Below are 14,646 nucleotides of genomic sequence, written 5' to 3' on the forward strand. Positions count from 1 at the left end.
TTCGCTTGGTGGAAGATGGCGCTCATCCCTTCACGCACACCACCTGCTTGAGGGTGTGGACCACGTCGACCAGCTCGCGCTGGGCGTGCATGACGGCGTCGATGTCCTTGTAGGCCATCGGGATTTCATCGATCACGCCTTCGTCCTTGCGGCATTCGACCCCGCGCGTGGCGCGCTCCTGGTCGGCCACCGTGAAGCGGCGCTTGGCTTCGGTGCGGCTCATCACGCGTCCCGCGCCATGGCTGCAGCTGTTGAAACTTTCTGGATTGCCCTTGCCGCGCACGATGAAGCTGCGCGCGCCCATCGAGCCGGGAATGATGCCCAGCTCGCCTTCGCGCGCCGACACCGCGCCCTTGCGCGTGATCAGGACGTCCTTGCCGAAGTGGCGCTCGCGCTGCACATAGTTATGGTGGCAATTGACTGCTTCCACATGCGTCTCGAACGGCTTCCTGATTACGCTGCGGACGGCGCCGATCAGGTTCTGCATCATGACTTCGCGGTTGATGCGCGCGAACTTCTGGGCCCACCCAACCGCCTCGACGTAGTCGTCGTAATGTTGGGTGCCTTCTTCGAGGTAGGCCAGGTCCTGGTCCGGCAGGTTGACCATGTGGCGCCGCATGTCCTGGCGCGCCAGCTCGATGAAATGGGTGCCGATCGCATTGCCCACGCCGCGCGAGCCGGAATGCAGCATCAGCCAGACGAAGTTTTCCTCGTCCAGGCAGACCTCGACGAAGTGGTTGCCGCTGCCCAGCGTGCCCAGGTGCTTGTAGTGGTTCGCATGGCGCAGCTTTGGGTACTTGCGGCAGATCTCGTCGAACTCGTCCTTGAGCCTGATCCAGCCGGCATCGACGGCCGCCGGCGGCTTGTCCCAGGAACCGGCGTCGCGACCCCTGGCGTTGCGCGTCTTCGGCGACATGCCATGCGGCACCGCCTGCTCGATGGCGCTGCGCAGCTTGCCCAGGTTGTCGGGCAAGTCGTCGGCGCGCAAGGTGGTCTTGGTCGCCATCATGCCGCAACCGATGTCGACGCCGACCGCGGCCGGGATCACCGCGCCCAGGGTCGGGATCACACTGCCGATCGTCGATCCCTTGCCAACGTGGACGTCGGGCATGACGGCGATGTGGTGAAAGACGAAAGGCAATTGCGCCAGTTTCGACAACTGTTCCTTCGCGTCTAGCTCGACCGGCACGCCCCGGGTCCACATCTTGATGGGGCGATCGCCCTGGCCAGGGCCGAGTACGTCGTAGTCGTTCTGTTCCATGCGGCGCATGATGGCGCAAAACGACAATCCATGCTGCCTGCCTGAATTGGCCCCGCCCTTATCGCTATTGCTATACTCGGCACACTACACTGTTGCATGAATGAACAATGACACTGCCGATGCGTCTACTTCCCATCCTCCTGGCTCCCCTGCTGCTGACCGGCTGCTTCATCGAGACGGCCACCTATTCCATCGATCCCAATACCGATCACGCGATCACGGTCAGGGTCGAAAAAGACACCTTCTGGGCCAAGGAAGGAACGCTGCGCGTGATCATGTCGCGCCTGCCGGAGTGCCAGCGCCAGGTCGAGCTGGGTTCGGTATGGCTGTCGGGTTTGCAGGTCGAGTTGTTCGGCAACGGCAACAACGTGTATACCTTGCGCGCCGACGACCAGGCCTGGCAGATCGACACCACGGATTGCAGCGGGCACGAAGCGCCGGATGCCGACGCCATCACCGGCCTGCCGCTGGGGATTTTTGAACTCGGCAACGACGACAAGCTGACTTTCGAAAAGCCGGAAGCCGCGACCGAATAATCACGGAATCAGGGCCGCAGCCAGCCGCGCCCGATCGGCAGCGCCAGCAGCCGGTGATAGACCAGCTCGAGCGCCGGCAGCGCCCGTGCGCAGGTGGCCTGGGCCAGCGGCGTGTAGGCCAGCAGCGCGAAGCCGCCCGACACCAGCAGCGCGCCGAACATGTCTTTCGGCCAATGCACGCCCAGATAGACGCGCGACCAGGCCACGATCAGCGACAGCGGCAACATCACCAGTCCCAGGCTGCGCGCCAGCGGCACGCGGCTGAAGGCCAGCACCAGTGCCACCGAGAAGATGCTGGTCGCGTGGTCGCTGGGGAAAGAGCTGTCGGGTGCATGCAGCAGGAAGGTATGGCCGATCTCGGCCACGAAGGGACGCGGGCTGTACCACAGGTGGCCGATCATGGCGTTCACGGTCAGCGCACAGGCCGCCGCCAGGAAGGCGCGCAGCGCCACCTCGCGCCGCGGTCCCGTTCCGCTGACCCACAACAGCACCAGAGAAAAAGGCACCAGGAAAATCAGCCACTCGGCCGCAAACATAGCCCCTAGCAATTGCCAGCCAGTCAGGCCAGCGTGGGCGTTCAGGACGGAAAACAGGATAAGGTTGACGTGCTCGATCATGGCGCGGGGCTATTGATGAAAAATTGATAACTTTTTCCATAGCTTAGCCCATCCATTCCTGCGCACCTTTGGCAAAGTGCAACAGAATGTGACAAGTTGGTGACAGCGCGCGCGGCAGTGCCTAGCGTTTATGCAGCAAGAAGCGTAGCTGGGCAAGTTCGGGCTGCCTCTCGGCTTTCTCCAGCACACTTTCTAGCAGGGACTGACCGTTCTCGCGCTGCATGGTCCACTGGGTGAAATACTCGTGCACGGTGCGCCAGGGCGGATAGCCGGGCGGCATCGCACGCCAGGTGGTGCCGGTGTGCAAGAAGTACAGCACGGCGCAGAACACATCGTACAAATCATGTTTGCGTGGACGCGTCTTGCGCCGGGCTGCCTCGAGCATGGCGCGTATCGCCTCGAACTGCTCGCGGGGAATATCGCTGGGATAGGCTGGACGATCCATACTGACCTCCAAAACAACTTGGAGGTCCTGATCTGGAACAGGTTCCCGTTGTATTTACAACGTAACCTATTCCCGGAATCTCAGTCGCGCGCCAATGCGAGGAACTCGGTGCGCAGCGCCAGGTTCGGTTGCAGCTCGCCCAGCAGGGTCGAGGTGATGGTTTCTTCGCCGATGGCGCGGATGCCACGGCTTTCCATGCACATATGGCGGCACTTGACGACGACGCCGACGGCCTTCGGTTCCAGCACTTCCATCAGCGCATTGGCGATCTGCATCGTCATGCGTTCCTGCACCTGCAGCCGCTTGGAGAAGATGTCGACCAGGCGGGTCAACTTGGACAGGCCCACGATCTTCCCGTTCGGCAGGTAGCCAACGGTGGCTTTGCCGAAGAACGGCGCCAGGTGGTGTTCGCAGTGGCTGTAGACCGGGATGCCGCGCACCACGATCAGTTCATTGTATTCCTCGGCGCCATCCTCGAACGCCTTGAGCACTTCCACCGGATCCTGGTTGTAGCCCGAGGTCCAGTGTTTCCAGGCTTTCGCGACGCGCGCCGGCGTTTCGACCAGGCCCGGACGTTCCGGATTTTCGCCCAGGCTGGTCAGGAGACGACGCCAGTCGTGTTCGGTGAAAGCTTCTTTGTCAGACATGGTGCACCTTAAAAAAACGATTGCCGCAAGTATATAGGGAAGCACTGTAGCCGGCTGGCGGCCGACCTATTCTTGAGGAAAATTAAATCCGATATGACACATATCGCTTAGCGTTGAGCGTGGTTCCAGCCTGGGAGAGCGCTATGTTCGGCAGCACGGTTCTGGAAGTCGCCATCGGCCTGGCATTTTGCTACGGCACCCTGGCGCTGGTCGTCACCACTTTGCAAGAGGCGCTGGCAGCAAGCTTCCAGCTGCGCGCCGGCATGCTGCAAGACGCCGTCAAGCGCATGCTCAACGATCCCCGCTTCGACGCCACGGCGCGGGTGCTGTACGCGCATCCGCTGGTCAACCCGCGCGCCGGCGGGCTCGATCCCGGCGCACGCCTGCCCGCCAGGCTGCGTCCATCCTACATCGAACCGGCAAACTTCGCGATCGCGCTGATCGACGCCATCCGCGGCAGCCAGGGCTCGCTCGAGGCCGACATCGCGGCCGTTCCCGATCCCCAGCTGCGGCGCACCCTGCAGACCCTGTACCAGCAGGCGGGCGGCGACCTGCAGCGTTTCCAGGCGGCCCTTGCCGGCTGGTTCGAAACCGCCATGGAACGCTTGTCCGGCGTCTACAAGCGGCGCCAGCTGCTGATCTCGTTCCTGGTCTCGCTGCTCTTGACGATCCTGTTCAACATCGACAGCATCCACCTGTTCCAGACCCTGTGGCAGCATCCCGCCATGGCAGCCCACATCACCGCCGTGCCCGACGGGCTGGACGCCGAGGTGATGGCCCAGCTGTGGGTGCTGCCGATCGGCTGGCAAGCCTTTCCGCCGCTGCTTAATGCCGATTTCGCGCTGCAGGCCTCGGGCTGGCTGGTCACCGCCAGCACCACCCTGTTCGGCGCGCCGTTCTGGTTCGACATCCTGCAGCGCGCGATCAACCTGCGCAGCACCGGCGCCAAGCCGGCCCCGCTCAATGTCGAACAGGCCATGGCGCCCACGCCGGCGCCGGCCGCCGCACGCGCGCCGGATGGCGTGACCGTGGTGGTGGCGCCGGTCCAGTCCTGAGCGTGCTGCTCCGAGTACGTCCCTAGCGGCCGGGCGGACGGTAAGCGTCCACCAGGACGCTCGAGATCGACATCTGCGGCACCCGCTCCGGCCATTCGTCGTTCGGCCCGAACCAGCGCGCCTCGGCGATCTCGCTGGTGTCGACCCGGATCTCGCCGTCGAGGTAGTCGGCCGTAAAGGCCAGCATCAGCGAATGCGGGAACGGCCACGACTGGCTGGCGAAGTAACGTAGATTGTGCACGCGCAGGCCCACCTCTTCGAACACCTCGCGGTGGATCGCTTCCTCGATCGACTCGCCCGCTTCCAGGAAACCGGCCAGCGGCACGAAGCGCTGCGTCGCATGCTGCAGATGCTTGGCCAGCAGCACCGAGTCGCCCTTGCGGATCAGCACCATCATGGCCGGCGAGATGCGCGGATAGGCCATGTGGCCGCAATTGACGCACTTGAAGCAGCGCTCGCCGACGGCCAGCACGGTGCCGCTGCCGCATACGCCGCAGAAGCGGTGGGTGCGCGCCCACTCGGCCACTTGCGCCGCGCGTCCCGCGACGCCCACCAGCGCCTCGTCGATCGCCCCGAACAGCGCACGCAGGCCACGCCAGGCATGGCCCGGCGGCAGCGCGGGTTCCAGGTCGAACCAGCCGGCCTGGCAATACCGCCCGTCCAGCAGGCCCAGCGGCTGCAGCGTGTCGGGCGCCACGCCCATGCGCTCCAGGGCCGCCGCGTCCGGCAATGCCGGCCCGTCTTCGCGCACCAGCAGCTGTCCCTTGTGGAAAATGAAGTTCAAGGGGTCCGGGTCGGGATGCGGCGCGAACAGCGGCGTGAATGAGGCGGGCGTCTGGAGCATGGTCGGGAGGATGGTGGCCGGGATCCAATGATGATACCGCCTTTCCCGGCAACGTACAGGCGCCGGCCCGGCGCTGGCGGCCCAGGCCGGTTGGCCGAATTCGCCGCGTGGCCGCGAACTAATCCTGAACGGTCGCGCTCAAAGAATGGCTGACCACCGCATGTTGACAGTTGCACGCTGCCCGCTGCTTTCAACCCGGCATATAACACCGGCGTTCGCCCCCGGTGTTCAATCCACTGATCTGCCGCTGCACTAACCAGGAGAAGACGATGGACGATACCCCCGTTGTGCTCGGCATAAACCGCGACCGGCATGCGAGCATCTGCCTCATGCACGGCTCACACGTGCAATGGGCCATCCAGAAAGAGCGCCTCACGCGCCACAAGCACCACCCGGGAGAACCGGGCGATATGGACGCCTCCTATTTGCCCCACCTGTCCGGCCTCGAACGGCCGCTCGACGTGCTGGTCGAATGCCATGCGTCCGGCGGGGTTGCCAACGAGCTGGCCAGCGAGGTTGCCAACGAGGTCGCCAACGAGGTGGAGGGCAGAGATGGTGACCGCGCGCTCGTCTTCGCCCGCGGCGCGCGGCGCGCCCGCATCCCGCAGCACCTGGCGCACGTGGTTGGCGCCTTCCACCCTTCGCCCTTCCGCGAGGCGGCGGTGATGGTCGTGGGCGGCCAGGGCAGCCTGGCGGCCGACGGGCGGCGCGAAGTCGCCTCCTGCCATCGCATCGACCGCGAACGCATCGCCTGCATCGGCCAGCAACTGAGGGGAGATGGCGACCGGCATGCCGCAGGGCTCGGCATGTTCTACGCCAGCCTCACCCAGGCGCTGTTCCCGGGTCAGGGCAACGAAGGCAAGGTGGCCGACCTGGCGCCCTACGGCGATCCGCACGCGCTTGGCCTGCCGCCCCTCGGGGTCGACGGCATGCAGGTCGCCATCCCGCACGCCTGGCCGGTGCTGCTCGACGACGCCGAGCGTTTCCGTTTCGGCTCGCCCAAGGCCAGCTTCACCGATTGCGCCAACCTGGCGGCGGCCGGCCAGCGCGCTTTCGAAGAAGCGCTGCTGGCGCTGGCCCGCTGGCTGCACGGGCGCACCGGCCTGGACGACCTGTGCCTCACCGGCGGCGCCGCCCTCAATGGCGCGGCCAATGCGCGCCTGCTGCGCGAAAGCCCGTTCCGGCGCGTGTTCGTGCCGCCGGCGCCGGGCGCGGCCGGCGCCGCCCTCGGCTGCGCCATCTATGGCCTGCTCGAGCTGGCCAGCCGCAGCGCCGACTTCCGCTGGACCCACGACTATCTCGGTCCGGCGCCCCAGCTGGCCGACATCGAGGCGGCGCTCGATGGCGCGAGCGACCTGATCGTCGAGCATCCGCGCGGGCGCGACGCCCTGTGCGCACGCATGCTCGACCTGCTGTGTTCGGGGCGGGTCGTCGGCCTGTACCAGGGCCGCAGCGAATTCGGCCCGCGCGGGCTGGGCCACCGCAGCATCCTGGCCGATCCGCGCCGCGAGCGCATGCGCGACTGGATCAATGTCCGCGTCAAGGAACGCGAGTGGTTCCGCCCCTTCGCCCCCATGGTGGCCGAAGAACGCGCGTCCCAGTATTTCGACCTGCAGGCGCCATCGCCCTTCATGCAATTCTCGGTCACGGTGCGCAGCAGCGTGATGCCGCTGCTGGCGGCGGTCACCCACGTCGACGGCAGCGCGCGCCTGCAAACGGTGGGCCCCAGCGACGATCCGGTGTTGCGCGCCCTGCTGGCCGGCTTCGAAGTGCGCACCGGGGTGCCGGTGCTGCTCAACACCTCCTTGTGCGGCAAGCAAGAGCCCCTGGTCGAGACGCCGCAAGAAGCCGTCGCCGCCTTCCGACGCCTGCCCCTGCACGGCCTGGCCATGCCGCCCTACCTCGTCATGAAGCGCCACGAACCCGGGCTGCCGGCATGATCCGCGGCTATCCGGTGCTGGCGGCCTGCCACCTCGACCGCCACTGGCAAGACCTTCCTTCGCGCGAGCGGCATGGGCCGGCGTAGGTAGCGCAACACGATGAAACATCGGCGAACGACAAGAATTCGCGGCGATGAAAAACGATAGTGAGAGGAGAAAACCATGCTCCGGCGACCTTTGCTGCATCGTCTCCCGGTCCAGTCCGTCGTGGTGTTCCGCGCCCTGCATCTGGGCGACATGCTGTGTGCGGTTCCTGCCTTGCGCGCCCTGCGCGCCGCCTTGCCCAAGGCCCATATTGCACTGGTCGGCCTGCCCTGGGCGGCGCAGTTCGTCCACCGTTTTGGCGCCTACCTCGATGAATTCCTGCTGTTTCCGGGCCATCCCCTGCTGCCCGAGCAAACCGTGCACCATGACGACCTGCCCCCGTTCTATGCCACAGTGTGCGCACGCGAATTCACCCTGGCCGTGCAGCTGCATGGCAGCGGCGACATCGCGAACCACATCGTGTCCGGCTTCGGGGCCGCGGCGATGGCGGGCCACTCCCGCGGCAAGCCCTTGACCACCGAAAAGACCGTCCTCGTCCCCTACCCCGAGACGGGCGCCGAACCAGAACGCCTGCTGCACCTGGTCGGCCAGCTCGGGGCGCCGGCGGCCAGCACGCAGCTCGAGTTCCCGATCCTGCACGAAGACGAGGACGAGCTTGCCGCCAGCGGCCTGGCGGCAGGGCTCGAGCCGGGCAGCTATATCTGCGTGCACCCGGGAGCGCGCCAGCGCGACACCTGCTGGCCGCCGGAACGCTTCGCCAGGGTGGCCGACCGGCTTGCCGACGAGTTCGGCATGCGCATCGTCCTGACCGGATCGGCGGATGAGGCGCCGCTCGCGCAGGCGGTCGCCGATCGCATGCATGCGCCTGCCATCATCGCCGCCGCCCCGATCTCGATCGGCGCCATGGCGGCCCTGATGAGCCGCGCGCGCCTGCTGATCTGCAACGACACCGGGGTGTCGCACATCGCGGCCGGACTGGGGCTGAACAGCGTGGTCATCTTCAGCAAGGCCGACATCGCGCGCTGGGCGCCGCTCGACCGCCTGCGCCACCGCTGCATCTGGGATCCCGGCGCCGAGCGCGCCACCGTCGTGCTGCAGCATGCGCGCACCTTGCTCACTGGCGCCGAACCCAGCAGGCAACGGGCAGCCGGAATGTGGCCTTATTGGTAAGCGGCCGCGGCCCGCGCGTCCGCAAGAAAGCTGCCGCCGTCATTGGCCGGCCGCCTTGGCTGGTCATCGACGGCGGTGAACTGGCTATGAACCGATGATGTACAGCCAGCCGTCGCCACACACCGGCTTTCCACTGTATGTTGCTGCGACTGCAAGGTTTGCGCGCACTCGAGCACACCCCGTGACGGAGCCGGCACCGGCCAAGTCTTTCCCTTGCCAAAAACACCTGCGACATACCCGGGATGTCACAAAGCGTTGTAGCCGCATCCTAAATCTCACCAATTCCCACGCGGCAAACTATTTTTTCGTCCAGAATACCTGGATCAATTCGACATCCTTATCGTCATGGACAAACTGTCATTACTGGTCGGCCGCCACTCGTTCAACGCACGCATCTTCTTCAACGGAACGTTTTGCGATGCCAACCACTTCGCAGAAGACGGGGTATCTGGCCAGCTGCACGTGGTGCGGTCCGGCCCGGTGGACTTCATCCATGACGATGGCACGGTGATCAACGTTACCGAGCCCAGCCTGCTGTTCTATCCGCGCGGCACCAGCCACCGGCTGCAGGTGCATACGGGCCACAGCGCCAGCCTGCTGTGCGCGCACATCGTGTTCCAGGACGGGATGAGCAATCCGCTGGCGCGCATCCTGCCGCAATGCCTGGTGCTGCCGCTGAGCGAGATGGCCGGACTGCAATCGACGCTCGACCTGCTCTTCGACGAATCCGCCCGCAGTGAACCGGGACGCGAAGTGATCCTGGACCGGCTGTGCGACGTCCTCCTGATCCAGGTCATACGCCGCGAGTTCGACAGTGGCAGGCTGTCGGTGGGCTTACTGGCCGCGCTGTCCGACCGCCAGTTGTCGCTGGCCCTGGCCGCCATCCATGAGCGGCCCCATGAACCCTGGAGCCTGCAGTCGCTGGCCCAGGTCGCCTGCATGTCGCGCGCCGCTTTCACCGAACGCTTCCGCGACGTGATGGGCATCCCGCCGGGCGAATACCTCACACGTTGGCGCATCGGCGTCGGCAGCCGCCTGCTGCGCCAGGGCATGCCGGTCAAGCAGGTCAGCAGCCGCACCGGCTACACCAGCCCCTCCACGTTCACCCGCGCCTTCACCACGATGATGGGCGCCTCGCCGCGCGAGTGGCTCAAGCAGGCCGCCGGCTAATAAAAAACGCAGACGCCCCTTGCGGATGCGTCTGCGTGATCAATTCTTGCGGAACTACTACACGGCGGCCGTCGAGGCCGCCATCTCGCTTACTTCAGCAGGCGGGTGCGGCACGCCACCATGGCGATCACCAGGGACAGGCCGCCGACATAGGCGATGGCTGCCTGCATGCCGATGAAGTGAGCGACGGCGCCGATTGCCGGCGGACCCATCAGGCTACCGCTGTAGGCCATGCTGGCCACAGCCGCCAGGGCCGCCGGGCCCTGTGCGCCGGCGGCGCTGAACACGAACGGGAACACCAGGGCCAGGCCAACACCGGCGATCGCGAAGCCGCCCAGGGCGATATAGGCGTTCGGCGCCAGCACCGCGAAGAACAGGCCCGATGCGGCAACCAGCGCGCCCAGGGTCACCAGGCGCTTGGCGCCGTAGCGTTCCTTCAGCTTGTCGCCGACCATGCGCGACATCAGCATCATCATCGAGAACGCCGACAGTGCCAGCGGCGCCAGGCCATCCGACGCGCCGAAATGCTCTTTCAGGAACACGCCGCTCCAGTCGGCGATGCTGCCTTCGGCCATCGAGCCGAAGAAGCCCAGCAGACCCAGCAGGACCAGCGGACCGCGCGGCAGTGCAAACTTCTTCTTCTCGACCTTCTCACCGACTTCATCCGCTTCAAGCATGTTGACGGCGAGCCACAGCAGCACGGCCAGCGGACCGGCCAGCATCAGGAAGTGGGTGGCCGGGGCGATCTTCATGCTGGCCATCAGGCTGCCAAGCGTGGCGCCGACCAGGCCCCCGGCACAGCACAGACCGTGCAGGCGCGACATTTCCGACTTGCCACTCTCTTTTTCGCGACGGGCGGCCGCCGAGTTCATGGCGACGTCGAAGGTGCTGGCCGTGATGCCCAGCATCAGGACCGCCATCATGAGGCGCGACACGTCCGGCGCCATGCCGATCGACACCAGCACGCACAGCAGGGCCAGGCCCGCGATCATGATGGTCTTGCGCGCGCCGAAGCGGGCCATCAGGAAGGACGAGATCGGGTACGAGATCACGGCGCCGAGGCCGCCGCACAGCAGCACCATCGACAGTGCCGCGTGCGAGATGTTGACGCCGGCAGCCAGGGCCGGGATGCGGCCGGCCCACGAGCCCATGATCAGACCGAACAGGGCGAACACGACCGGCAGCGAGAACAGCTGGGCTTGTACGAGTACCGAAGACGAACGACGTGAAACAGAAACAGTGGTTTGCATGGAAGCGGCGAATTGTTAAATTTCTTGAGGTGTAAAGTAATTGCTAGAGCGCTTTTTACAGTCCGGACGCGTCTGAAATATTTACGTTAGGAATCTGATGGACGGCAATTCTAAACACCTTTTTTCGCTTTTGTTTTCCGTGCGGAAAAATATTTCGCGTCGTTGTATTGCGCTGACGCAAATATGACAACATACTTGCTGGACACATACGAATTCATGTCAGCCCAGCATGATTTACGGAAGGAGAAGTTGGAATTTAGCGGCAGATGTAACTATTTATTGCTGTGACTGTCGGCGCTGGACCCATTCATTAGATTGCTGCAAAGCAGCAGTTTCGTTCAAAAAAAGTCTGTTTTTTGGGCAAAGTGACATGTCATCGGATCAACTCGCGCGTCGCCGAGACCAGACCATGTTCATGATTTCCCATCACTTTTGATTCGCCTGCGCCAGCCAGTAAACCATTCCCTCAATTGTTAAATTTATTTACCCCGGCGACACCGATCGATGACGGCGCACAAAAAAGGGCCGCCCTCAGGCGGCCCAAACAGGAAGCAGCAATCTTACTTGGCCAGGTGTTTCTTCAGTTCAGTGCCGGCCTGCAGCACTTGCGAACGCACGCCCGGCACGGTGGCCAGTGGGTTGAGCAGGCCGAAGTCGTGGATCATGCCGTTGTAGCGGGTGACGGTCACGTCGACGCCGGCCTGGTCCAGCTTGCGGCCATAGGCTTCGCCTTCGTCACGCAGCACATCGTTCTCGGCGACCTGGATCAGCGCCGGCGGCAGGCCCTTCAGTTGCGGCAGGGTGGCTTGCAGCGGCGAGGCATAGATTTCCTTGCGCTTGGCGGCATCCTTCGTATAGCTGTCCCAGAACCACTTCATCATATTGCGGCTCAAGAAGTGACCATCCGCAAACTGCTTGTACGAACCGGTCTCGAAGTTGGCATCGGTCACCGGCCACATCAGCACCTGATAGCGCAGTTTCGGTCCGCCCTTGTCCTTGGCCATCAGGGTCAGCGCGGCCGCCATATTGCCGCCGACGCTATTGCCCGCTACCGCCAGACGGCTGCCGTCGATATTCAATTCCTTGCCATGTTCCGCCACCCACTTGGTCGCGGCATAGATCTCATTGATCGCCACGCCGTAGCCGGCCTCCGGCGAGCGGGTATAGTCGACGAACACCGCCACCGCACCCGAGCTCTCGACCACGTCGCGCACCAGGCGTTCGTGGGTCGGATAGTCGCCCAGCACCCAGCCGCCGCCGTGGACGAACATGAAGGCGGGAAGCACACCCTTGACGCCGGCCGGACGCACGATCTTCAGCTTGATCTGCTTGCCGTCGACGGTGATCACCTTGTCAGAGACGTCGGCCGCCGGCAGGTTCACCTTGACGCTTTTTTGCGCGCCTTCCAGCACCTTGCGGGCGTCCGCTGGCGACAGTTGTTCGATCGGCTTGCCGCCGCCGGCGTTGAGCGCCTTCAGGAATTCGGCGGTGCGGCGTTCCACGGTGGGCTGGATATCGGCGGCTGCGGCGGCGCCGTAGGTCAGGGCCAGGGATGCGGCGACGAGGGCTTTGCTCAGGGTGTTCATGGTGCGTCCTTTCTTGTTGGGTTCGATTGAATCGGGCGTGGGCCGTCTGCCACATTAGCAGCGCGCCGCGGGCCTTCATTGCATAAACGGATCATTCGGTGGTGGTGGACTAGTGATTATATTCACGATTAAATCGCACACTACCTATTCACTCTGGCTACTTGCGTATTCACATGGTTCCGGTGTCCCCCGGTTTCCCGGGGGAGCGGTGCATCACACCAGTTGCAGGGTCACGTCGATATTGCCGCGGGTCGCGTTCGAGTATGGGCAGACGATGTGGGCGCGGTCGACCAGGGTTTGCGCTTCGTCGGCCGGCACGCCTGGCAGGCTGATCTTCAGGGTGACTTCGATACCGAAGCCGGTCGGGATCGCGCCGATGCCGACGCTGCCTTCCACCGACACATCCGGGGAGATTTTCAGCTTGTCGCGGGCGGCAACGAATTTCATGGCGCCCAGGAAGCAGGCCGAGTAGCCGGCCGCGAACAGCTGTTCCGGGTTCGTGCCTTCCAGGCCAGCGCCGCCCAGTTCTTTCGGGGTGGTCAGTTTCACGTCCAGCACGCCATCCGAGGAAACGGCGCGACCTTCGCGGCCGCCGGTGGCTTTGGCGCTGGCACGGTAGAGGACTTGTTCGATTGCCATGATGAGACTCCTTGTCTTGGTCGACGGCGCGTGCCGCCCGATTTCATTAATTCGCTATTTAGTAGCGCGCTATTTAAATGACTTGCTGCCTTGGCCCGCCGACCCGTTTATCTGTCCGTTCGGCGCTGCCATGGAAAGCATATTACATAGCTCACGATTTAATTGCAAACGATTTATATCGCCGACTTGTTACCAGATGTAACTGCGGGCCTGCATGGGCTCACAGCAATCTGACGGATTCCCTGACGATCAGGCTCAGTTGCGGCACCTCGCCCTCCGGCTGCTCGTGCGCCAGCATTGCCAGCATGCGGCGTCCGATACCGATCCCGGCGTCGTACAGCGGCTGGCGCACCGTGGTCAACGGAGGCGTCGTATACATCGAGCTTTCCAGGTCGTCGAAGCCGACCAGGGAGATGTCTTCCGGCACCCGGATATTGCGCCGGTACAGGGCCAGGCGCGCGCCATATGCCGTCAGGTCGTTGGCCGCGAAGATCGCGGTGAAGCGCAGGTTGGCGGCCAGCAGCCCGTTCAGCGCCAGCAAGCCGCCGGACTCGCTGAAGTCGCCCGCCACCACCAGCCGCGGATCAGCCTCGATCCGATGCTTGGCCAGGGTGTCGTGATAGCCGGCCAGGCGCGCCCGCGCGTCGCGGTGGTCGTCCGGTCCGGTGATGTGGGCGATGCGGCGATGGCCTTGCGCGATCAGGTATTCGACCGCCTCGCAGGCGCCGCGGTAGTTATCGAGGCAAAAGCCGTGGGTGCGCGCACCCTGGACGTCGCGCCCGAAGGCGACGATCGGCACCCGCTTCGAGAAATCGAGGATCTGCTGGTCGCTCATATTGCCGGTCAGGATGGCCACGCCGTCGACGCGGCGCCCGATCAGGAGTTCGACCCGCTCGGCTTCTTCGTCGGCATGCCAGTGACCGCTCATGATCAGGAGCGCATAGCCGGCCGCCTTCATCGCATCCTCGATGCCGACCATGGCGCGGTTGAAGTAGCCGCTCTCGAGCGACTGGGTCAGCACGCCGATGGTGCGGGTGCTGCCGATCTTGAGGCTTTGCGCCAGGCGGTTCGGCCGGTAGTTCAGTTCATCGATGACGCGCTCGATGGTGCGCCGCTTGTCTTCGGACACCTTGGCGGTGCCGTTCAGGAAGCGCGAGACCGTGGCGGGAGAGACGCCGGCAGCGCTGGCGACCTGGTACAGGGTGCTGGTGCTGCTCTCGACGTTTTTCATGAAGCGTTCCGGACCCATTCAAGGCAGATAGTTGCTTGAAGTATATCACCGATACTCACCCGGAAAGGATAGAAAGCGCGACATCATGAAAATCTTTCATGAGACGGCCGTCGTTGAGATGCAACAAACCCGACAAGGGTGTTCACAAATTCTAATTGACATTTTTTTGCGGACGAAACTACTATGAAACCGTTTTCAGAATTAATGAAA

At 64.2% G+C, this 14,646-nt stretch carries 13 protein-coding genes and 1 pseudogene; 5 read left to right on the forward strand and 9 right to left on the reverse strand.

From position 1 onward, the window contains the following. Positions 1–22: 22 nt before the first annotated feature. Positions 23–1,261, reverse strand: a complete 1,239-nt coding sequence (locus tag SOM61_RS12885) for an RtcB family protein (protein WP_320474707.1) — start codon at positions 1,259–1,261, stop codon at positions 23–25. A 119-nt stretch (positions 1,262–1,380) separates the two neighbouring features. Between SOM61_RS12885 and SOM61_RS12890 the strand changes: the two genes are divergently transcribed. Beyond that, positions 1,381–1,797, forward strand: coding sequence for a hypothetical protein (locus SOM61_RS12890; protein WP_320474470.1), 417 nt, complete (start codon positions 1,381–1,383; stop codon positions 1,795–1,797). A gap of 8 nt (positions 1,798–1,805) precedes the next feature. On the opposite strand, the gene SOM61_RS12895 is transcribed toward SOM61_RS12890, so the two are convergent. The 3 genes and pseudogenes from SOM61_RS12895 to folE all read right to left on the reverse strand — a co-directional run bounded on the left by SOM61_RS12895 (position 1,806) and on the right by folE (position 3,506). Then, positions 1,806–2,414 carry a phosphatase PAP2 family protein gene (locus SOM61_RS12895; RefSeq protein WP_320474471.1) on the reverse strand — a complete coding sequence of 203 codons (609 nt, stop codon included), beginning with the start codon at positions 2,412–2,414 and terminating at the stop codon, positions 1,806–1,808. 172 nt (positions 2,415–2,586) lie between these two features. Further along, a pseudogene (locus tag SOM61_RS12900) lies at positions 2,587–2,859 on the reverse strand (transposase); the annotation flags it as partial. An 80-nt stretch (positions 2,860–2,939) separates the two neighbouring features. After that, positions 2,940–3,506 carry a GTP cyclohydrolase I FolE gene (folE, locus tag SOM61_RS12905; RefSeq protein WP_005664537.1) on the reverse strand — a complete coding sequence of 189 codons (567 nt, stop codon included), beginning with the start codon at positions 3,504–3,506 and terminating at the stop codon, positions 2,940–2,942. Between the two features lie 143 nt (positions 3,507–3,649). Between folE and SOM61_RS12910 the strand changes: the two genes are divergently transcribed. Continuing rightward, the gene (locus SOM61_RS12910; RefSeq protein WP_320474472.1) at positions 3,650–4,561 is read left to right on the forward strand and encodes a hypothetical protein; all 912 of its coding nucleotides are present in this window, start codon (positions 3,650–3,652) and stop codon (positions 4,559–4,561) included. Positions 4,562–4,583: 22 nt separating this feature from the next. On the opposite strand, the gene nudC is transcribed toward SOM61_RS12910, so the two are convergent. After that, the gene (nudC, locus tag SOM61_RS12915) at positions 4,584–5,405 is read right to left on the reverse strand and encodes an NAD(+) diphosphatase (protein WP_320474473.1); all 822 of its coding nucleotides are present in this window, start codon (positions 5,403–5,405) and stop codon (positions 4,584–4,586) included. Between the two features lie 329 nt (positions 5,406–5,734). On the opposite strand from nudC, the gene SOM61_RS12920 reads away from it, so the two are divergent. The 3 genes from SOM61_RS12920 (at position 5,735) to SOM61_RS12930 (ending at position 9,730) form a co-directional block, all read left to right on the forward strand. Then, entirely contained in the window at positions 5,735–7,345 is a 1,611-nt protein-coding gene (locus SOM61_RS12920; protein ID WP_320474474.1) for a carbamoyltransferase C-terminal domain-containing protein, read from the forward strand. 162 nt (positions 7,346–7,507) lie between these two features. Then, positions 7,508–8,560, forward strand: coding sequence for a glycosyltransferase family 9 protein (locus tag SOM61_RS12925; RefSeq protein WP_320474475.1), 1,053 nt, complete (start codon positions 7,508–7,510; stop codon positions 8,558–8,560). Positions 8,561–8,905: 345 nt separating this feature from the next. Then, positions 8,906–9,730 carry an AraC family transcriptional regulator gene (locus tag SOM61_RS12930; protein ID WP_320474476.1) on the forward strand — a complete coding sequence of 275 codons (825 nt, stop codon included), beginning with the start codon at positions 8,906–8,908 and terminating at the stop codon, positions 9,728–9,730. 89 nt (positions 9,731–9,819) lie between these two features. Here SOM61_RS12930 and SOM61_RS12935 read toward each other — a convergent pair whose 3' ends face one another. From SOM61_RS12935 to SOM61_RS12950, 4 genes are all read right to left on the reverse strand, one after another. Further along, a complete protein-coding gene (locus tag SOM61_RS12935; RefSeq protein ID WP_320474477.1) occupies positions 9,820–10,980 on the reverse strand; it encodes an MFS transporter in 1,161 nt (386 codons plus the stop codon). A 560-nt stretch (positions 10,981–11,540) separates the two neighbouring features. After that, the gene (locus tag SOM61_RS12940) at positions 11,541–12,566 is read right to left on the reverse strand and encodes an alpha/beta hydrolase (RefSeq protein ID WP_320474478.1); all 1,026 of its coding nucleotides are present in this window, start codon (positions 12,564–12,566) and stop codon (positions 11,541–11,543) included. A gap of 213 nt (positions 12,567–12,779) precedes the next feature. Further along, entirely contained in the window at positions 12,780–13,205 is a 426-nt protein-coding gene (locus SOM61_RS12945; RefSeq protein ID WP_320474479.1) for an organic hydroperoxide resistance protein, read from the reverse strand. 220 nt (positions 13,206–13,425) lie between these two features. Further along, complete coding sequence (locus SOM61_RS12950; RefSeq protein ID WP_320474480.1) at positions 13,426–14,436, reverse strand: LacI family DNA-binding transcriptional regulator; 1,011 nt, start codon at positions 14,434–14,436, stop codon at positions 13,426–13,428. Positions 14,437–14,646 lie beyond the last annotated feature (210 nt).

Origin of the sequence: Massilia sp. CFBP9012 (assembly GCF_034045115.1) — a bacterium.
GTDB lineage: Bacteria > Pseudomonadota > Gammaproteobacteria > Burkholderiales > Burkholderiaceae_D > Telluria.